This is a genomic window from Rhizobium binae (assembly GCF_017357225.1).
GTDB classification, from domain to species: domain Bacteria; phylum Pseudomonadota; class Alphaproteobacteria; order Rhizobiales; family Rhizobiaceae; genus Rhizobium; species Rhizobium binae.
This window is the reverse complement of record NZ_CP071604.1, coordinates 2,908,356-2,925,849: the sequence shown is the minus strand read 5'-3', so window position 1 is coordinate 2,925,849 and position 17,494 is coordinate 2,908,356. Positions and strand designations below refer to the sequence as shown.

Sequence of the window (17,494 nt, the reverse complement as noted above, 5' to 3'; positions counted from 1 at the left end):
TATCGGAATCGAGAGCCGGGGCGAGAGCTCCGGCCTTTACCTTTGCGCGCTCACCGTAATCCACCGCGTCGGCTTGCCGTCATAGCCGCCGCCGTCGTGTTCGGCGATGGCGATGTCGCGCCAGCCGCCTTCAGACAAAAGCGCCGACAGCCAGGCCGCGGAGGGGTAATTGTAGTAGCGCCCGAGGTCGTCATGGCCTTCGGCTTCGCCTGCCTTGAAGCTTGCATGGAGGCGGCCGCTGGTCCTGAGGGCAGCGCGGATGCGGGCGAAAACGTCGGCGAGCTCGGATCTCGGAACATGGAGGAGGCTCGCATGCGCCCAGACGCCGTCGTAGGCGCTTTCGGCGTCGAGCTGCTGGAACAGCATGACCCTGACCGGCCTGCCGATCAGCATTTCCGCCTGTCTTGCAAGCTCGGCGGAGCCGTCGGTAGGCGTCACGTCGAAGCCCTGCGACAGCATGTAGGCGCTGTCCTGCCCGCCACCGCAGCCGAGTTCGAGGATTGCGGCACCTGGTGCGAGCCGCGCGAGGAAGGCATCGAGCTGTTGCTTTGGCAGGCTGCGCGGCCGATTTGCATAAATCTCGGCATTTTCGTCGTAGAAGGCGGAGGTGCTGTCACGGTGCATGCGGATTGGCCGATCCCGAACGTCGGTTGGATTGAAGGTGTCTTTTCGAAAGCCGGTCGGCGCCGAGGATATCGATGATGAGGATGCGTATTTCGCGGTACAAAGCGACATGGCGCACGTGAAGGCGGCGGCGCTGGACCGGTGCCGAGTTCGCCGCACGTTCGGGCGAGGCGGAGAGCGGCGGCACCATGCCGGTGTTGGCGCCGCGGTCCGCGTGGAACGTCCGAGTTCAGGCCGGGACGAGGCGCGTCCAGCCGTGCTCATCGTTCGTTACGCCCTTCTGCAGACTGACGAGCTGCTGGCGCAATTCGCTGGTCAACTTGCCAGTCTGTCCGTCTCCGACCAGAAATTCGCCGCCGGCGTGTCGGACCAGGCCGATGCCCGCCAGGACGGCGGCAGTGCCGCAAGCGAACGCTTCGACAAGCCTGCCGCTGGCGGCGTCATCTTGCCATTCCGCGAACGAGTAGGGGCGCTGCTCGACGCGCAAGCCCCTCTCTTCGGCGAGCACGATCACGGAGGCCCGGGTGATGCCCGGCAGGATCGTGCCGCCAAGCGGCGGGGTTACCACCGATCCATCGTTCATCACGAAAAAGACATTCATGCCGCCGAGTTCTTCGACCCAGCGATGCTCTGCGGCATCCAGGAAGACGACCTGATCGCAACCCTTCTTCGACGCCTCGGCTTGCGCCACGAGGCTGGCTGCGTAGTTTCCGCCGCATTTTGCGGCACCGGTGCCGCCGGCGGCTGCACGGGTGTACTCGGTCTCGACCCAAAGGGAGACGGCCTTCGCGCCACCCTTGAAGTACGCGCCGACTGGAGAGGCGATGATGCAGAAGACATATTCCTGAGCCGGACGAACGCCGAGAAACGCCTCGTTGGCGAACATGAAGGGGCGAAGATAGAGGCTGGCGTCGCCGGAGGGTATCCAGGCCTTGTCGACGCGGACCAGTTCTTCGACCGCCTTCAGGAAGAGTTCCTCAGGCACGGGAGGCATCGCCATACGGGTCGCCGACTGCGCGAAGCGGCGTGCGTTCTCTTCAGGCCGAAAGAGCAGAATTCGACCATCGTCCGCCTTATAGGCTTTCATGCCTTCGAAGATTTCCTGGGCGTAGTGCAGCACGGCACTCGCAGGGTCGAGCTCCAGGGGTCGCCTGGGTGTAACCTTCGCATCGTGCCAGCCCTTGTCGGCCGTCCATCGTGCCAGGACCATATGATCCGTGAAGAGCTTGCCGAAGCCGGGCGTCTCCAGTGCCTGGATACGATCGGCGTCCGGGACGGGAGACTTGTGAAGTTCGATTTTGATTTCAGGAGAGGCCGACGTCACGGTCATTGCTGCACCTTGATAGTAAATTGAATAGTGGCGGCGACACTACCGCCGCCAAGTTGGTCTTGGAAAGGTCTGAATCAGCCGTTCCGGCTTTGATGAGAGGAATAGTCGCTTGATGGGGCTGGAGTCGAGCGGCAAATACGGGACCGAGCGCCTGCACTATCGGATGGTTCCAACATCACGCGAGATCCCGAACATCCACGGCTTGTCACCATGACAAGAAGATAGGTCAGTAATATTGACATAATTTTCGCTGCATGGTTTGTCGGGGGTACAGAAAATAAGAGGAAACCCCATGCTGAACTGGGACACCATCTTTGCATCGCGCTCGTCGCGCATGCGCGCATCCGAAATCCGCGAGCTCCTGAAGCTTCTCGACCGACCCGACATCATCTCTTTTGCCGGTGGCATTCCTGATCCGGCGCTGTTTCCGGATCAGGAATTCAAGCAGGCCTATGCCGATATCTTCGCGGGCGCCGCCGTCAATTCGGCCCTGCAATATTCGGTCAGCGAAGGCTATAAGCCGCTGCGCGAATGGCTGGTCCGACAGATGGCCGATCTAGGCATCTCGTGCGAACTCGACAATGTCTTCATCGTTTCGGGCTCGCAGCAGGGTCTCGATTATCTCGGCAAGCTGTTCCTGTCGCCGAACGATACCGCGCTGGTGACATGGCCGACCTATCTCGGCGCACTGCAGGCCTTCAACGCTTATGAGCCTGCCTATGATCAGCTGACTCCGGGCGGCAACCGGACGCCGGAATCCTATCGTGCGGCGGCAGCCGCCGCCGGCGGCAAGGTGAAGTTCGCCTATCTCTCTGCCGATTTCTCCAATCCGACCGGTGAAACGGTCGATCTCGCCGGCCGCAAGCAGGTGCTGGCGCTTGCCGAGGAGCTCGACGTCGCCGTCATCGAAGATGCGGCCTATCAGTCGCTGCGTTACGATGGTGAGCCGATCCCGCCGATCCTGGCGCTGGAGATCGCCGAAAAGGGCAATATCAACGATACCCGGACGATCTATTGCGGCAGCTTCTCCAAGACTTTGGCGCCCGGTCTTCGCGTCGGCTTCATCGTCGCCAATGCGCCGGTCATCCGCAAACTGGTGCTGATGAAGCAGGCGGCGGATCTCCACTCCTCGACGATCAACCAGATGGCCATTGCCGATGTCGCCGAGCGCGGTTTCGATGCGCAGGTCGCCAAGATCAAAGCTGCCTACAGCCATCGGCGCAACTGCATGCTGGCGGCGCTTGAGAAATACATGCCCAAGGGCACAAGCTGGACGAAGCCGGAAGGCGGCATGTTCATCTGGATCACCCTGCCGAAAGGCATGGACGGCGCCAAGCTGCTGGCGAAATCACTCGAAACCGCCAAGGTCGCCTTCGTGCCCGGCAAGGCCTTCTTCGCCGACGGCTCCGGCGCCAACACCTTCCGCGTCAGCTTCTCCTGCGCCAATCAGCAGATGATCGAGGATGGTGTTGGCCGGTTGGGTAAGCTGATTAAAGACGAGATCGGCGTGTGATGGCAGCGGGGGGTGCCGCAGCGGACATACCGTGCGGCCCCCTCATTGGCCCTTCTGGCCATCTTCTCCCCGCGGCTTGGGAGAAGGGGAAGCGTGACGCAATTGCGCCGGCTCCTTCGAGCTACCGACGAGATGTAAGCCGCGGTGGTGCCGCGATCCCACTTCTCCCTTGCGGGGAGAAGATGCGGGCAGAAGATGAGGGTGCCATACGGTACTCAGGCGGGAAGGGAGAGGCCCGCTTGATCTTCCTCCATCGCCACGCTTTCGGGGCAACTAACCAGCCGGAGCGCCAATCAAAAGATCGTCGTCCAGCCCTCGTTCGCCGTCTCGCTCTTGCTGTAGCCGACGCGGTCGGCCACCGCTCCGTCGGTGTTGCGCAGGATGATGTCGCCGCCACGGTTTGCGAGCTGTGGACCGCCGGCCGCGGCGTCGAGCGCGATGGTGCGGATCTGGCCCGGGGCAAGCGTCCCCGACAGCGTCTGGGTCCGGCCGTTTTCGTCTTCCAATTTCCAGCCGTCGAGCGGAACCGAAATGTCGGAGCGGTTGATCAATGTCACCGTTTCGGCCTCGGTGCCGCCTGCGCCGTTCACCGGGTTGATCAGCGCAGCGATGATGCGTAGCGATGAGGCGACGACCGGCTGCGGCCGGCGCGTGCGTTCGCCGCGGCCCTGGCCGCCGCGATCCTCGGCTATCGGATGACCGGTGGCCGCATCGGTGTTCCAGTTCTGCGACTGGAAGCACAGGAAGATCGCCGACCATTCGTCGGTATCGGTGAAGTGGACGAGCAGCGCCCCATCCTGGTTCGGGCCGTTGGTGGCCTTGAAGCCGCCATTGTCGCCCTGGTTCATGTGGATGTCGTGGATGCCGTTGCCGGGTTCGAAATCGAAATATTGGTCGGGCTTGTTGTGCTCGGGGCCCCAGGCTTCGCCGAAGGCATAGAAATGGATGTCGGGATCGGCAATGCCTTCCTCGACGATCGGCTCGATGAACTCCCGGAGGTCGTTCTTCGGGCCGGAGAGCTGGAAAGGTGCGACATCCATGTCCTCGCGCTCGATCAGGCCGCTGCGGACATAGTCGATCGCAAGCTCAGGGTGGTCCTTGCGGATGTCGGTCAGGCCCATCGGCAGGGCTTCAAGCGCCTCCGTCAGCGCCGCGTGTTTGAAATCGACGATATTGGCGTAGAGCAGGTCGTGGGGCGATTCCTTCGAGCGGACGTTGAGGGCAATGCGGTAGCTGACGCCGTCTGCCTCGATGCGAACCTCAATATGAGGATCATTGTCGTCATCGAGCGCAATCGCGCTCGCAGTACCTTTCAATACCTTGTAATTCTTCAGCATGGAGAGCCTCGCTACGGTGGCGGGATCTCATGGTATCACGGTGAAAGTGCATCTTTTGTGACGTTTAGCTTTCACCGTGCAGAGCTGGGCGTCCAACATTATTGCTGAAGATGCGGGCCGAAAAGTTCGAGATCGGCTTCGCTCAACCGGTCGCTCGCCGTGTTCAGCTGATGCCAATAGGGATAGAGGACCGGCGGCAGGCTGACCGCGTCGAGGCGCTTGCGCTCCTCCTCCGTGAGTTTCAGTTCGGCGGCGGCGATATTGTCGCGGAACTGAGCTTCGGTACGCCCGCCGATAATGACCGAGGTGACCGCCTTGCGGCCGATCAACCAGGCGAGGGCAATTTGCGCGGCCGAGACGCCGCGCTCGTCACCGATCGCGACCAGCGTCTCGACGATGTTCCAGAGGCGGTTTTCGTCGCGGATCGGCGGTTCGGTCCAGCCGGCGAACTGGCGCGTGCCTTCGGGTGCTGCCTGGTTGCGGCGGTGCTTGCCGGAAAGCAGGCCACCGGCCAGCGGGCTCCAGACCAGCACGCCGAGACCCTGGTCGATCGCGATCGGCAGCAGTTCGTATTCGGCGTCGCGGGCTTCCAGCGTATAGTGGATCTGCTGGCTGACGAAGCGCTGGTAGCGGTGCTCGTTGGCGATGCCCAGCGCCTTCATGATGTGCCAGCCGGAATAATTCGAGCAGCCGACATAACGCACCTTGCCCTGCCGGACTAGGGTGTCGAGCGCTTCCATCGTCTCTTCGAGCGGCGTCTGGCCGTCCCATTCATGCACCTGGTAGAGATCGATGACATCGGTCTTCAGGCGCTTCAGGCTCGCCTCGCATTCGCGGATCAGGTGGTAACGCGAGAGGCCGCGGTCGTTTGGACCGTCGCCCATGCCGAAGCGGGCCTTGGTGGCGAGGAGTACGCTCTGCGGGCGCTTGCCGGCGAGCGCCTCGCCGATGACGTTTTCGCATTCGCCAGATGAATAGACGTTGGCGGTGTCGATCAGATTGATGCCGGCATCGATGCAAATGTCGATCATCTTCTTCGCCTCGGAGACGCCGAGATCGCCGACCATCTTCGCCCAGCCGACGCCGCCGAAGGTCATCGTGCCCATGGTCAAAGTCGAAATTTTCAGGCCGGAACGGCCGAGCAGACGATATTCCATTAAATTCCTCCCTCATGGAAGCCACGATTGACGTACCTCTGCGCCACGAAATGGCAATGGCGGCGCGTTCACGCCTGCGTGAGGTTTAGCAAGATTGCGGGCGCCGGCATCTTCGGACCGCGTGGCGGCAATGACCGATTGCGCGTGTCGCCGACAGACGGATCGTACAATATGCCATCGGCTTGTCGAACGGAAATCGTCGCAGCGGCGAAGGGAGGCCGCCTCGCGTCAGGCCTAGTCCTTGTTCCTGTCGTGAATGCTGTCGCGGATCGCGGCGATGGTGTCCCTGATCTTGCCGACAGTCTCGACGTCGAGGCCGACGGCCTTGCCGATGCAGTCGAACACATGGGCGGCGCGGCCCTTCAGGGCCTGTCCTTCTTTCGTCAGGCGCAGGAGCACCTGGCGTTCGTCGGCGGGATTGCGGTTGCGGGTGACGAGGCCGACATTTTCCAGCCGCTTCAGCAGTGGGGTGAGGGTGCTGGAATCGAGGAAAAGCGTCTCGCCGAGATCCTTCACCGTGCGGTCGTCACGCGCCCACAAGGTCATCATGACGAGGAACTGCGGATAGGTGAGTTCCATTTCGTCGAGCAGGGGACGGTAAAGCTGGTTGAAGGCGTGGCCGGCCGAATAAATTGAAAAGCAGAGCATTTCATCGATCTGGGGCACGTCGGCGAGATCATTCGATGTGGTGTCTTTCATCATGCTCTCCTATGGTCTCAATATAATTTGTGCGCGATCTGTTTGCAAGCTATTGACGCGCCGAAAGAGATGGCCTAGATAGATCGCGTGAAAATAAATCGCGTACAAATTAAATGGTGAGCCCAAGGCCGGAAAGCACGTCGACCCCGCTTTGGCTACTGTGATACCCGACCGACGAAAGGAAATGACAATGTTCAAATTTGCTGCCGCCGTTGCCCTGGCGGGTGCTTTGTTTTCCGGTGTTGCCGTTGCGCAGCCGGCCAAGCCGACCGTCGTCCTCGTCCATGGCGCCTTTGCCGATTCATCCAGCTGGAACGGCGTCGTCGAAATCCTGCGCAAGGACGGCTTCCAGGTCGTGGCTGCCGCCAATCCGCTGCGCAGCGTTTCGAGCGACGCCGCCTATGTCTCCGACGTCGTCGGCAGCATTGCCGGCCCTGTTGTTCTCGTTGGCCATTCCTATGGAGGGCAAGTGATCTCGACCGCAGCGAATGGCCATGACAACGTCAAGTCGCTCGTATATGTCGCGGCCTTCGCGCCGGAGCCCGGGGAATCGGTTGCCGATCTCGCCGGCAAGTTTCCGGGCGGCACGCTGGCCGGAGCGCTCGCAGCACCGGTGAAGCTCAGCCCAGGCGGCGTCGATCTCTATATCGACCATGCCAAGTTCCATGACCAGTTCGCCAGCGACGTGCCGGCCGAGCAGGCGGCCCTGATGGCGGCGGCCCAGCGGCCGATCACCGAAGCGGCCCTGACCGAAAAATCTGGCGAACCCGCCTGGAAGAAGCTGCCGTCCTGGTTTGTCTACGGCACCGGCGACAAGAACATCCCTGCCGCAGCCCTTGGCTTCATGGCCGAGCGGGCAGGGTCCAAGCGGACCGTCGTCGTCGATGGCGCCTCCCACGTCGTGATGGTGTCGCATCCGCAGAAGGTGGCGGAACTCATCGAAGAAGCAGCGAAATAACTTTCGATCCGAGGGCCATGGCGCGTCTTGCGGTGGTCCTGCCGCGCCAGTGGCATGGAACTGGCGGCAGTTCTCGAGCTGCGGCCGCCTGTCACATCTCTGTCAACGACCCCTAATATGGGAGGGGCGACGCAATCACGAGGACCCCCTCCCATGAAGACGATCGTTTCCGCCGCGGCCCTTCTTGCCGTCAGCCTTTTTGCTATTCCGGCTTATGCCGCAAACCTCGTGCTCTACACCAGCCAGCCGAACGAAGACGCGCAGGCGACAGTCGACGGCTTCATGGCCGCCAATCCCGATATCAAGGTCGACTGGGTGCGCGACGGCACGCCGAAGATCATGGCCAAGCTGCAGGCCGAAATCCAGTCCGGCAACCCGGTCGCGGACGTTCTCCTGATCGCCGACATGGTGACGCTGGAGCGCCTGAAGGAAGAGGGCGAGCTGCTCGCCTACAAGTCGCCGGAAGCCTCCCAATACGACGCCACGCTTTATGACGCCAACGGCTACTATTACTCGACCAAGCTGATCACCACCGGCATCATGTACAACACTTCGGCCGGCATGAAGCCGACGAGTTGGAAGGATCTGACCAAGCCAGAAGCCAAGGGCCTCGTCACCATGCCGAGCCCGCTTGCTTCGGGTGCGGCCCTGATTCATGCCCAGACGCTTGCCGCGGTTCCTGGCCTCGGCTGGGACTTCTACAAGTCGCTCGCCGAAAACGGCGCAATCGCCGCCGGCGGCAACGGCGCCGTCCTGAAGTCGGTCGCCTCGGGCGAGAAGGCTTACGGCATGGTCGTGGACTACCTGCCGATCCGCGAGAAGGCCAAGGGCGCGCCCGTCGAATTCGTCTTCCCGAGCGAAGGCGTTTCGGCCGTTACCGAGCCGGTCGGCATCCTCGCCCGCAGCAAGAATGCTGAGGCCGCCAAGAAGTTCGTCGATTACGTACTCTCCGAAAAGGGCCAGGAAGGTTTTCTCAAGCTCGGCTATATCCCGGCCCGCAACGGCATGAAGCTGCCGGAAGGTTTTCCGGCGCGCGACACGATCGAGGTCCTGCCGGTCAATGCGGCTGAAGCATTGAAGAACACCGACCAGGATCTGAAGACCTTCTCGGGCATCTACGGCTCGAACTGACCTCTTCATGCCAGGCTATGTCAGAGCAGGGAACAGCCAGCCCGCCTGGCTGTTTCCTTTTGTCGTCATCACCGTCCTGATCCTCAGCGTGCTGCCGCTCGCCCGCCTCGCCATGGTCGGGATCGCGGCCTTCGCCAATGGCGGCGTGATCGATGTGCTGAGCGCGCCGTCGCTCTGGTCAGCGACCTATTACACTCTCGTCACATCAATTCTGGGCACGATCATCTCGCTCGTCGTCGGCTGCCTCTTCTCCTTCCTGCTAACGCTGACGGATATTCGCGGCAAGGGGCTGCTCAGCTTCTTCTTCGTGCTGCCGATGATGATCCCGCCGCAGGTGACGGCACTTGCCTGGGTGCAGTTGTCGGGGCCATCGAGCCCGCTTCTGAAGGCGCTCGCCATCGCTCCGCCGCTCGGCTCACCGCAGCCGCTCTATTCGGTCGGCGGCATCGCGCTTCTCTATGGCGTGCAGCATGCGCCGCTCGTCTATCTCGCGCTCCGGGCCGGGCTGATGACGCTGCCGCGCGACGGCGTGGAGGCCGCGCGGCTTTCCGGCGCATCCAGCTTTCGGGTCTTCCGCGACATTATCCTGCCTCTGTCGCTGCCCGGCATCATCGCAGGCGCAGCGATTTCCTTCGTCTCCTGCACCGGCAATTTCGGCATCCCCGCCATCCTCGGCATCCCCGCCTCGATCTTCACGCTGCCGACGCTCATCTTCACCAAGTTTTCCGCCTTCACCAGCCGCACCTTCGGCGATGTCGCCGTGCTGTCGGCGATTATCGCGATGATCTCAGTGGCGGGCTTGATGATCCAGGACCGGGCGCTCAGAGGCCGCGATTACCGCGTCATCGGTCTGTCAGGTGCCAGCGCCGCCTTCGAGCTCGGCGCCTGGCGGTTCGCGTTCACGCCGCTTCTCTGGGCAATCCTATTCTTCATGCTCGCCGCACCCTTCTTCGCGCTCATCGCCGGCGCGCTGGTGCCGGCCTACGGCGTGCCGCTCACCTTCAAGACCATGTCGCTGCATGCCTTTGAGGAGATACTCTTCCGGCAGGCGGTGACGCGCACGGCTTTCGTCAACTCGATCTCGCTTGCCGGCGCTACCGCCGTGTGTCTGCTGTTGGTGACCGTGCTTGCCGCCTATATGTTGACGCGGCGCAAGGATGCGGCGTCCCGCATCATCGCGAGCCTGATCGAGATACCTCACTCGCTGCCCGGCATCGTCATGGCGGTCGCCTTCATCCTAGTTTTCGCAGCGCCCATCCCCTTCCTCCACATCTCGCTCTACGGCACCATTTGGATCATCCTCATCGCCTATTTCTCCTCCTTCTTCGCCATCAGCCTGAAGCCCGTCGTCAGCGCCTTCCACCAGCTGGATCCGGCGCTGGAGGAGGCAGCGCGGCTTTCCGGCGCCGGCTTCTGCCGACGGTTATCCGATATCATCGTGCCGCTGATTGCTCCGGCCGCAGGCGCTTCCGTCATCCTCGTCTTCCTGATCGCCTGCAACGAACTGACGATCTCCGCGCTGCTCTGGTCGGCCGGCACCCAGACGCTCGGCGTCGCCATCTACAATCTCGACGACAGCGGCAGCTCCGACCTTGCCGCGGCGCTGTCGGTCCTCGTCGTCCTCATGGTCGTCGTCCTGATGCTGCTACTGGAACTCCTGACGAAACGCCTGCCGAAAGGGGTGGTCCCATGGCGCAACTGATCCTCAACCGGGTGGCCAAGGATTTCGGCACCGGGCGCGCCGCCGTCAGCGATTTCTCGCTCGATGTGCGCGAGGGCGGCTTCCTGGCGCTGCTCGGGCCTTCCGGCTGCGGCAAGACCACGGTGCTGCGCATGATCGCCGGCTTCGAGACGCCCTCCGACGGCTCGATCCATCTCGGCGAGCGGCTGCTTGCCGATGCCGCAGGGTCGCTGCCGCCGGAAAAGCGCAACATGGCGATGGTCTTCCAGTCCTATGCGCTCTGGCCGCACATGAGCGTCGCCGACAATGTCGGCTATCCCCTGAGGGTGCGCGGCGTCTCGGGCGACGCATACCGGGCGAAGGTCGGCGAAGCGCTTTCCACCGTCCGGCTTGGCGATTATGCCGGGCGGCGGCCGGCCGATCTCTCCGGCGGTCAGCGCCAGCGCGTAGCGCTCGCCCGCTGTCTGGTAACTTCGCCCGACGTCGTGCTGCTCGACGAGCCGCTCGCCAATCTCGACCGGCACCTGAAGCAGGAGATGGAAGAGACCTTCCGCGAGTTTCACCAGCGCTCCGGTGCGACGATGATCTATGTCACCCACGACCAGAGCGAAGCGATGGCACTGGCGACCGACGTCGCCGTCATGTCCGAAGGCCGCCTGCTGCAGGTGGCGCCGCCGGCCGAGATCTATGCCCGGCCAAAGGGCCGCATCGTCGGCGGCCTGATCGGGCGCGGCGCGATCCTGACGCTGCCTGTCATGGGCAGCGAACGCCATCTGGAATGGGACGAGCTCAAGGACGCGCTCCAGGCGGTCAACACCGACGGCGCCGATATTCTCGTGCGCCCGGAAGACGTGATGATCGGCGGCGAGGGGGCTCCGGCGGCTGTCGAATCCGTGCTGTTCGAGGGCGAGCGCTACGCCGTGAAGCTCACGCTCGGCAACGGCCAGACCTTGCGCGCCTACAGCCGCGTGGCGGTTGTGCCAGGCGAAGCCGTGCGCGCCGTCATCCGCGCGGCTTGGCGGCTTTGATGCTCGGTTACGGCTTCAACGAGGAGATCAAAGAATTGAATCCCGACGAATCATCAAGAAGAAGCATTCCCTTTTCGGTCCAACGGCCGCCTTGTGGAGCTGGCTCAAGCAGTCCGTATGCAGCTAGAACTTCTACCGCCAGTTCGCCCGCGTGCATCGCCTTGTGATTCAGGTAGCCATTGTCTTCGCCTATGTACTGTTCACACATAGACGCCAGTGCTTCCAGGATCACTTTCTCTTCGGGTGTCATGACTTTTACGGCTCCGGGGTACGCAGAACTTCTAAATACTATCAGAAATTATATGACTTCACCGATCTCCGCCACGCCCCCTATTGGAGCCGTCGCCCGATAGTTCAGAACGGCACTTGTCCGCACTTTTCTTGGCCCGCCACCTTTCCCTGCGGCGATTGCCGGTTAAGGTACTGCCCGCAACCGGACTCCCACCATGTCGCTTCGCCTCGCCACCTTCAACGTCGAAAACCTGCTGACCCGTTTCGATTTTACCGGCTTCCGCAACCAACTGCGCCAGGACCGCGTCATCAAGCTTGTCGAGGTCAATAGCGAGGGCGTCTATCAGCAGCTCGAGCAGGCCCGCGTGATCGCCGCCACCGACGACACCCGGCAGATGACGGCGCTCGCCATCGCCGATGCGGATGCCGATATTCTGTGCCTGCAGGAAATCGACAATATGGCCGCCCTGCAGGCCTTCGAATACGGCTATCTCTTCCGCATGGTCGGAAACGGCTATCGTCAGAAATTCCTGGTCGAGGGCAATGACAGCCGCGGCATCGACGTCGCCGTCCTGATGCGCGAGGAAACGCGCGACGGCCAGAAGATCGAAGTCAGGGATATCAGAAGCCATGCGATGACGACCTATCGCGACTTCGATCTCTTCGATGAGGACCTGGCGCTCACCAATCGCATCGACGACAAGATCTTCAAGCGCGATTGCCTGGAGCTCGATCTTCTGATCGGCGGCCGACCGCTCTTGCTCTACGTCGTGCATTTCAAATCGATGGGCAATCCGCGCGACGGATTGGACGGGCGGCAATCGACGCTGCCGCTCCGGCGCGCCGAGGCGCGTGCCGTCCGCCGCATCATCGAGGACAGGTTCGGCGCCGGCCACACGGCCAAGAAGAGTTTCGCCATCTGCGGTGATATGAACGATTATCAGGAGCGCGTCGACGTTGTCGGCCGGCGCGGCGCCGGTTATCGTTTCGAGCATCGGCTGGAGGCCGAAAGCGCGCTCGACGCGTTCAGCCAAGACGGCTTTGCCGAAAATGTCATGACACGACGTCAACCTCTCGACCGCTGGACGCTTTATCACGCGCGCGGACCGCAGGAGCAGCACCTTTGCCAGCTCGACTATATCTGGCTTTCGCCTGCGCTTGCCGCCCATAATAGCGGCCGTCTGCCCGAGATCATCCGCAACGGCCAACCCTACCGCACCGCCTTTCCGCCAGGCCAGGAGGTGGAGCTGTATCCACGCACTGGCTGGGACCGGCCGAAAGCATCCGATCATTGCCCCGTCGTCATGACACTGGATCTCCCATGAAAACGAATTTGAACTTGAAATTTCCGACGAGCGATATTTCCGATGATTTCGCGGGCTGGCCGCCGGAAGCGGCGGTTTTCCCGATCGCCGGCGTCGACCTGCGCGTGCTGCCCGGCGCCCATCCCTTCGTCGTCGCCGAGGAGGCGGCGATCCGTGAAAACTGGGCGAAGGAAACCGCCGCCAACCCGGCGCTGTTCGACGGCCGCCTGGTGTTCCAACAGCGGCTGTCGTTCAGCCAAGAGGGGATCGCGGGCGAAGGCTACGTCACTCCTTTTTCCGCCTTCATGTGGTGGCGGCGGCAGCCGCAACGCCAGGGCGGCCTGCACATCTTCGCCTATCCCGTGCTCGAAAGCGCAGACGGCGCGCTCGTGGCGATCCGCATGGGCGCGCATACCGCCAATCCCGGCCAGGTCTATTTCGCGGCCGGCTCGCTGGAACCGGAGGATATCATCGACGGGCGCTGTGACATCGAGGCCAACATGCGCCGCGAAGTTCACGAGGAGACCGGACTGGAGCTGGTCGACGCGGTCGCGGGGGAAGGGCTCTTTGCCAGCCATGCCAGGCGCACGGTGACCCTGCTCAGGCTCTTCCGCTTCGATATGACGGCCGACGAGATGGTGAAGCGGATCGAGGCCCACATGCTGGTTGCCGAGGACAAAGAAATCGCAGGTGCGGTGGCGATCCGTTCGGCCGATCCGGCGGCCCATCCCTACAACGTCGCCATGCTGCCCGTCATCGACTGGTATTTCGGAAAGGGTAACCGGCGTTAGCGCCTTGCACTCGACCGCGTGGTCGGGCAGGTTGACGGCGCGATGATCGATTCAAGGAGGCCGATGTGGCGCGAAGCTACAGCGTCTATGACGTGTTCACCGATCGAAAGCTTGCAGGCAATCCGCTGGCGGTGGTCTTCGACGGAGACGATCTCAGCGACGAGGCGATGCAGGCGATCACTCGGGAGATCAATCTTTCCGAGACGGTTTTCGTGCAGCCTTCGACCAATCCCGCCTATGCGGCGAAGCTCCGGATATTTACGCCGGGCCGCGAGCTGCCCTTTGCCGGCCATCCGACGGTCGGCACGGCGATTGCGCTCGCCGAGCGGGCACACGGCGCAGCGGCGCTCGATCTCGTTACGGTGCTCGAGGAAAATGTCGGGCCGGTCCGCTGCGCGGTGCGGCTGAGGGAGGGCGAGGCGAGCTTTGCCGAATTCGACCTGCCGCGCAAATCGCAGCAGGCCGTCATGCCGCTAGACAAGCTCGGCATCGCCGACGCTTTGTCGTTGAAAGTGACTGAGATCGGCTTTGAAAATCACGTTCCCTCGGTCTGGAGCGCCGGGGTGCCGTTCCTGCTCATTCCGGTGCACGATGTCGGCACGGCGCAGCGGGTGGAATTCGATCCGCAGCTGTGGGAAAAGATCGTGCCCTTCGTCGATGGCGCGCTTGCCTCGGCCTATGTCTATTGCCGTGGCGGCGTCAACCATGTGGCGAAGTTCCATGCGCGCATGTTCGCCAGCGGCATGGGCATCGTCGAAGATCCGGCCACCGGCGCGGCGGCAGCCGCACTTTCCGGCGCTATCCGCCATTTCGACCGGCTGACGGACGGGCACCACCCGATCATGATCGAACAGGGCGTCGAGATGGGCCGCCCCTCTTTCATCCACCTGCATATCGATGTCGACGGCGGGGCGATTTCCAACGCGCGGATCGGCGGCCAGGCGGTGCGGTTGGCGAGCGGCACGCTCGACCTCTGATTTTATTGCATTTCAGCCATGCGCAAAAATCTTTGAGATTAACCAAAGAATTTTCGCCGATGCGCTGGACAAGCCTGCCGATCGTGTTTATACGCCCCGTCACACCGCGCAACCAAGCGCGAACGGGTGATTAGCTCAGTTGGTAGAGCAGCTGACTCTTAATCAGCGGGTCGTAGGTTCGAGCCCTACATCACCCACCAAACTTCTTGATAAGATTGATTATTGTGTCAGGGCCGAATTCGTCGGCCTTGTTCCGATGCGACGGCATGCCCAGGGCTGGCAGCGGTGATCGCCGCGCCCTATCTTCCGCGCGTAGTGGAGGGGCCAATGAGAACCATAATATTGGTCGTCGCCTTATCATTGCCGCTGCCGGCCTTGGCCGCAGGCGCAATGGAGGTCCGAGCCAACGATCACAGCTGCAGCGAGATTGCGCAGATCATCCGGCAGAACAAAAAAGTGTTTGTCCGTGTCGGATTCGGCGGCCGCAGTTTCCGCTATCCGCCGGCGCAGTGCAGCATGGGCGACAAGCGCTCGACGACGAGTTTCCGCGACAGAGAGGGCAAGTCGTGCGTTCTCGATTACGCCTGCGTCTTCGATCCGGCATCGCCCTATAATTTTCCTTAGAGCCGGATTCTGCTGTCGATTGAGTCGCTGGAGATTGTTGCGTTCGGAAGGCCGCTCGCCTTTATCGTCATTCATCATGGTTTCACATTCAGGAGTTTACATGAAAAACGTTGCCATGGTCGTCGCCCTGCTATTTCCGTCTGCAGCGCTTGCCGTCGAGGCGGTGGAGGTCAATGCCAGGGATCACAGCTGCGCGGAGCTCGCGCAGATCATCCGCAAGGACAAGGCGGTTTTCGTGCGCATGGGCATCGGCGGTCGCAGCTTCCGTTATCCGCCGGCCAGGTGCAATCTGGGTGACAAGTACGACACGGCAACGGTTAGGGACGCCAACGGCAAAATGTGCCGTCTCGATTACGAGTGCGTCTACGATCCCCAATCATTCTATAACAGGATCCCCAAATAAGATTGGGATGAGGCGCCAACTCGAATTTGCCCAATCGTGTCGGTTTCGGCGTGCCTTCGCCTCCATGGGCAAGAAAAAAGGCCGGGCGAAACTCGCACCGACCTTCCTCGATTTGTCTCGACAACGGCTGCCAGTACCTCCGTGGTCAACCGTCAGAAACAAACTCTATAGCCCTTAGATGGGACTTGCTTGGCGACGTTCAAGGCCTGCCGCGGAAAAGAAGCCGACAGCGGGCCGGCTTCTTTCTGCGACGCTGCGCTTACTGCTGGGCAGGGGCAGCCGGCGGCGTGGCCGGGGCTGGTGCCGGTGCGGGTGCGGGCGTTGCGCTGTTGTCGGTCGGAGCGATCGGCTTGGCCGGCGCCGGCTCGGATTGGGTTGTGGAGGCGGTCGTGTCCGGTGAGGTGCCGGGGCTGCTGCTCCACTGCGAATAGGCGAATGCAGCGACAGCGATCACGGCCAATGCAGCAACCCAGACAACCCACGTATTGCTGCTGCGCGCGGTCGGCGTCGTGCGCAGGTCCAGATTCGGGTTCAGCGGGCGGTTCGGGTCGTTGGCATTATTGGGGTCGTACGTCATGGTACTTTCTCCTCTTGCGGTGACAAGGAAATGGCGCAACGCGCTTTTTGTTCCATTCTGGGGCCGCGAGGCGAATAATATCAGGGATTTCCGGCATGGAACGCCCCAAGGATTGGCAGCTGATATTCGCCGGATCTGCTGAATTGGCCGGTCGGTCTGGCGCCGGCAGAGAAGCTCCGCCGCCAGGGGCCGACCGAGCGCTTGACATGGCCGGGTCTCTTTGCGAATGATTTTGCATGGGGTCGCGATCACCCCACGAGGCGCCATGCTGAAGAATCGCGTCCAGTAGAACCGATCAACGGAGGGACGCGTCATGCCGTCATTTCTCGAAATTTCTCCCGATAAACTCAGCCGCCTCATCGGCACGCCGGGTGCGCCTTGCATCATCGATGTTCGCACCGAAGAGGATTTTGCGCTTGATCCGCGGCTGGTGCCGGGCTCGATCCGGCGCAGCCATGCCGATGTCGTCGTCTGGGCAGGCAGCGTCGAGGCCGATGCCGTCGTCGTGGTCTGTCAGAGAGGCGGCAAGCTCAGCCACGGGGTCGCCGCCTATCTCCGCCACGCCGGAATGGAGGCCGAGAGCCTCGAGGGCGGCTTCGACGCATGGATCGCCGAAGGACCGGCGGTGCCGGCGGAAAAGCTGCCGCGCCGCGACCTGGAGGGACGCACCGTCTGGGTGACGCGGGCTCGGCCGAAGATCGACCGCATCGCCTGCCCGTGGCTGATCCGGCGTTTCGTCGATCCGAACGCGCTGTTTCTGTTCGTGCCGACGCCCGATGTTCTGGACGTCGGAACGCGCTTCGGGGCAACACCCTTCGATATTGAGGAGGTGTTCTGGAGCCATCGCGGCGAACTCTGCACCTTCGACGTGATGGTCGAAGAGTTCGGGCTGGCGTCGGAACCACTGCTGCGCCTGGCGAAGATCGTCCGCGCCGCCGATACCGCAAGACTCGATCTCGCACCCGAGGCGCCCGGTCTGCTTGCCGCGTCGCTCGGCCTGTCGAGGATGTATTCCGACGATCTGGAACAGCTCGAGGCCGGCATGCTTCTTTATGACGCCTTCTTCCGCTGGTGCCGCGACGCGACGGAGGAGACCCACAACTGGCCCGCTCCGAAAAAGAGGGCATGA

At 62.4% G+C, this 17,494-nt stretch carries 18 protein-coding genes, 1 tRNA gene and 1 pseudogene; 12 read left to right on the top strand and 8 right to left on the bottom strand.

What is annotated here, in order from left to right:
- Positions 1 to 36: 36 nt before the first annotated feature.
- From J2J99_RS14440 to J2J99_RS14435, 3 genes and pseudogenes are all read right to left on the bottom strand, one after another.
- Positions 37 to 624: a class I SAM-dependent methyltransferase gene (locus J2J99_RS14440; protein WP_168300049.1), complete on the bottom strand. Its 588-nt coding sequence runs from the start codon at positions 622 to 624 to the stop codon at positions 37 to 39.
- Positions 614 to 782 (bottom strand): annotated as a pseudogene (locus J2J99_RS34030) (type II toxin-antitoxin system RelE/ParE family toxin); the annotation flags it as partial. The pseudogene J2J99_RS34030 and the gene J2J99_RS14440, both read right to left, overlap by 11 nt.
- Before the next feature lie 71 nt (positions 783 to 853).
- Positions 854 to 1,954: a branched-chain amino acid aminotransferase gene (locus tag J2J99_RS14435; protein WP_168300050.1), complete on the bottom strand. Its 1,101-nt coding sequence runs from the start codon at positions 1,952 to 1,954 to the stop codon at positions 854 to 856.
- Between the two features lie 292 nt (positions 1,955 to 2,246).
- On the opposite strand from J2J99_RS14435, the gene J2J99_RS14430 reads away from it, so the two are divergent.
- On the top strand, positions 2,247 to 3,467 hold the full coding sequence (locus J2J99_RS14430; protein ID WP_168300051.1) for an aminotransferase-like domain-containing protein: 1,221 nt from the start codon (positions 2,247 to 2,249) through the stop codon (positions 3,465 to 3,467).
- A gap of 293 nt (positions 3,468 to 3,760) precedes the next feature.
- Here the strand turns inward: J2J99_RS14430 and J2J99_RS14425 are convergent, their stop codons facing one another.
- The 3 genes from J2J99_RS14425 to J2J99_RS14415 all read right to left on the bottom strand — a co-directional run bounded on the left by J2J99_RS14425 (position 3,761) and on the right by J2J99_RS14415 (position 6,660).
- Positions 3,761 to 4,804 (bottom strand): DUF2278 family protein, encoded by a 1,044-nt coding sequence (locus J2J99_RS14425; protein WP_168300057.1) that lies wholly within the window; start codon positions 4,802 to 4,804, stop codon positions 3,761 to 3,763.
- Between the two features lie 98 nt (positions 4,805 to 4,902).
- Positions 4,903 to 5,961, bottom strand: a complete 1,059-nt coding sequence (locus tag J2J99_RS14420; RefSeq protein ID WP_168300059.1) for an aldo/keto reductase — start codon at positions 5,959 to 5,961, stop codon at positions 4,903 to 4,905.
- Between the two features lie 234 nt (positions 5,962 to 6,195).
- Positions 6,196 to 6,660: a MarR family winged helix-turn-helix transcriptional regulator gene (locus J2J99_RS14415; RefSeq protein WP_168300327.1), complete on the bottom strand. Its 465-nt coding sequence runs from the start codon at positions 6,658 to 6,660 to the stop codon at positions 6,196 to 6,198.
- A gap of 190 nt (positions 6,661 to 6,850) precedes the next feature.
- On the opposite strand from J2J99_RS14415, the gene J2J99_RS14410 reads away from it, so the two are divergent.
- The 4 genes from J2J99_RS14410 to J2J99_RS14395 all read left to right on the top strand — a co-directional run bounded on the left by J2J99_RS14410 (position 6,851) and on the right by J2J99_RS14395 (position 11,458).
- Positions 6,851 to 7,618, top strand: coding sequence for an alpha/beta fold hydrolase (locus J2J99_RS14410; RefSeq protein ID WP_168300065.1), 768 nt, complete (start codon positions 6,851 to 6,853; stop codon positions 7,616 to 7,618).
- Positions 7,619 to 7,771: 153 nt separating this feature from the next.
- Positions 7,772 to 8,749, top strand: a complete 978-nt coding sequence (locus tag J2J99_RS14405; protein WP_168300067.1) for an ABC transporter substrate-binding protein — start codon at positions 7,772 to 7,774, stop codon at positions 8,747 to 8,749.
- Between the two features lie 7 nt (positions 8,750 to 8,756).
- Positions 8,757 to 10,451: an ABC transporter permease gene (locus tag J2J99_RS14400; RefSeq protein ID WP_168300069.1), complete on the top strand. Its 1,695-nt coding sequence runs from the start codon at positions 8,757 to 8,759 to the stop codon at positions 10,449 to 10,451.
- Entirely contained in the window at positions 10,439 to 11,458 is a 1,020-nt protein-coding gene (locus J2J99_RS14395; RefSeq protein ID WP_168300076.1) for an ABC transporter ATP-binding protein, read from the top strand. Before J2J99_RS14400 ends, J2J99_RS14395 begins: the two co-directional genes overlap by 13 nt.
- A gap of 7 nt (positions 11,459 to 11,465) precedes the next feature.
- On the opposite strand, the gene J2J99_RS14390 is transcribed toward J2J99_RS14395, so the two are convergent.
- Entirely contained in the window at positions 11,466 to 11,708 is a 243-nt protein-coding gene (locus J2J99_RS14390) for a hypothetical protein (RefSeq protein ID WP_168300080.1), read from the bottom strand.
- 196 nt (positions 11,709 to 11,904) lie between these two features.
- Between J2J99_RS14390 and J2J99_RS14385 the strand changes: the two genes are divergently transcribed.
- The 6 genes from J2J99_RS14385 to J2J99_RS14360 all read left to right on the top strand — a co-directional run bounded on the left by J2J99_RS14385 (position 11,905) and on the right by J2J99_RS14360 (position 15,788).
- Positions 11,905 to 13,014, top strand: a complete 1,110-nt coding sequence (locus J2J99_RS14385; RefSeq protein ID WP_168300083.1) for an endonuclease/exonuclease/phosphatase family protein — start codon at positions 11,905 to 11,907, stop codon at positions 13,012 to 13,014.
- A complete protein-coding gene (locus J2J99_RS14380) occupies positions 13,011 to 13,784 on the top strand; it encodes an NUDIX hydrolase (RefSeq protein ID WP_168300085.1) in 774 nt (257 codons plus the stop codon). The genes J2J99_RS14385 and J2J99_RS14380 overlap by 4 nt, the downstream gene beginning before the upstream one ends.
- A 65-nt stretch (positions 13,785 to 13,849) precedes the next feature.
- On the top strand, positions 13,850 to 14,761 hold the full coding sequence (locus J2J99_RS14375) for a PhzF family phenazine biosynthesis protein (protein WP_168300090.1): 912 nt from the start codon (positions 13,850 to 13,852) through the stop codon (positions 14,759 to 14,761).
- A gap of 124 nt (positions 14,762 to 14,885) precedes the next feature.
- Positions 14,886 to 14,961: transfer RNA gene (locus J2J99_RS14370), tRNA-Lys, on the top strand.
- 127 nt (positions 14,962 to 15,088) lie between these two features.
- Positions 15,089 to 15,385 carry a hypothetical protein gene (locus J2J99_RS14365; RefSeq protein ID WP_168300097.1) on the top strand — a complete coding sequence of 99 codons (297 nt, stop codon included), beginning with the start codon at positions 15,089 to 15,091 and terminating at the stop codon, positions 15,383 to 15,385.
- Positions 15,386 to 15,485: 100 nt separating this feature from the next.
- Complete coding sequence (locus J2J99_RS14360) at positions 15,486 to 15,788, top strand: hypothetical protein (RefSeq protein WP_168300103.1); 303 nt, start codon at positions 15,486 to 15,488, stop codon at positions 15,786 to 15,788.
- A gap of 259 nt (positions 15,789 to 16,047) precedes the next feature.
- Here the strand turns inward: J2J99_RS14360 and J2J99_RS14355 are convergent, their stop codons facing one another.
- The gene (locus tag J2J99_RS14355; RefSeq protein ID WP_004670549.1) at positions 16,048 to 16,365 is read right to left on the bottom strand and encodes a hypothetical protein; all 318 of its coding nucleotides are present in this window, start codon (positions 16,363 to 16,365) and stop codon (positions 16,048 to 16,050) included.
- Positions 16,366 to 16,678: 313 nt separating this feature from the next.
- Here J2J99_RS14355 and J2J99_RS14350 point away from each other — a divergent pair, with 313 nt between their 5' ends.
- Positions 16,679 to 17,494, top strand: coding sequence for a chromate resistance protein ChrB domain-containing protein (locus J2J99_RS14350; protein ID WP_168300107.1), 816 nt, complete (start codon positions 16,679 to 16,681; stop codon positions 17,492 to 17,494).

Coding starts and splice junctions, on each gene's coding strand:
- J2J99_RS14440 (WP_168300049.1), bottom strand. CDS start 624: ATGCACCGTGACAGCACCTCCGCCTTCTACGACGAAAATGCCGAGATT.
- J2J99_RS14435 (WP_168300050.1), bottom strand. CDS start 1,954: ATGACCGTGACGTCGGCCTCTCCTGAAATCAAAATCGAACTTCACAAG.
- J2J99_RS14430 (WP_168300051.1), top strand. CDS start 2,247: ATGCTGAACTGGGACACCATCTTTGCATCGCGCTCGTCGCGCATGCGC.
- J2J99_RS14425 (WP_168300057.1), bottom strand. CDS start 4,804: ATGCTGAAGAATTACAAGGTATTGAAAGGTACTGCGAGCGCGATTGCG.
- J2J99_RS14420 (WP_168300059.1), bottom strand. CDS start 5,961: ATGGAATATCGTCTGCTCGGCCGTTCCGGCCTGAAAATTTCGACTTTG.
- J2J99_RS14415 (WP_168300327.1), bottom strand. CDS start 6,660: ATGAAAGACACCACATCGAATGATCTCGCCGACGTGCCCCAGATCGAT.
- J2J99_RS14410 (WP_168300065.1), top strand. CDS start 6,851: ATGTTCAAATTTGCTGCCGCCGTTGCCCTGGCGGGTGCTTTGTTTTCC.
- J2J99_RS14405 (WP_168300067.1), top strand. CDS start 7,772: ATGAAGACGATCGTTTCCGCCGCGGCCCTTCTTGCCGTCAGCCTTTTT.
- J2J99_RS14400 (WP_168300069.1), top strand. CDS start 8,757: ATGCCAGGCTATGTCAGAGCAGGGAACAGCCAGCCCGCCTGGCTGTTT.
- J2J99_RS14395 (WP_168300076.1), top strand. CDS start 10,439: ATGGCGCAACTGATCCTCAACCGGGTGGCCAAGGATTTCGGCACCGGG.
- J2J99_RS14390 (WP_168300080.1), bottom strand. CDS start 11,708: ATGACACCCGAAGAGAAAGTGATCCTGGAAGCACTGGCGTCTATGTGT.
- J2J99_RS14385 (WP_168300083.1), top strand. CDS start 11,905: ATGTCGCTTCGCCTCGCCACCTTCAACGTCGAAAACCTGCTGACCCGT.
- J2J99_RS14380 (WP_168300085.1), top strand. CDS start 13,011: ATGAAAACGAATTTGAACTTGAAATTTCCGACGAGCGATATTTCCGAT.
- J2J99_RS14365 (WP_168300097.1), top strand. CDS start 15,089: ATGAGAACCATAATATTGGTCGTCGCCTTATCATTGCCGCTGCCGGCC.
- J2J99_RS14360 (WP_168300103.1), top strand. CDS start 15,486: ATGAAAAACGTTGCCATGGTCGTCGCCCTGCTATTTCCGTCTGCAGCG.
- J2J99_RS14355 (WP_004670549.1), bottom strand. CDS start 16,365: ATGACGTACGACCCCAATAATGCCAACGACCCGAACCGCCCGCTGAAC.
- J2J99_RS14350 (WP_168300107.1), top strand. CDS start 16,679: ATGCCGTCATTTCTCGAAATTTCTCCCGATAAACTCAGCCGCCTCATC.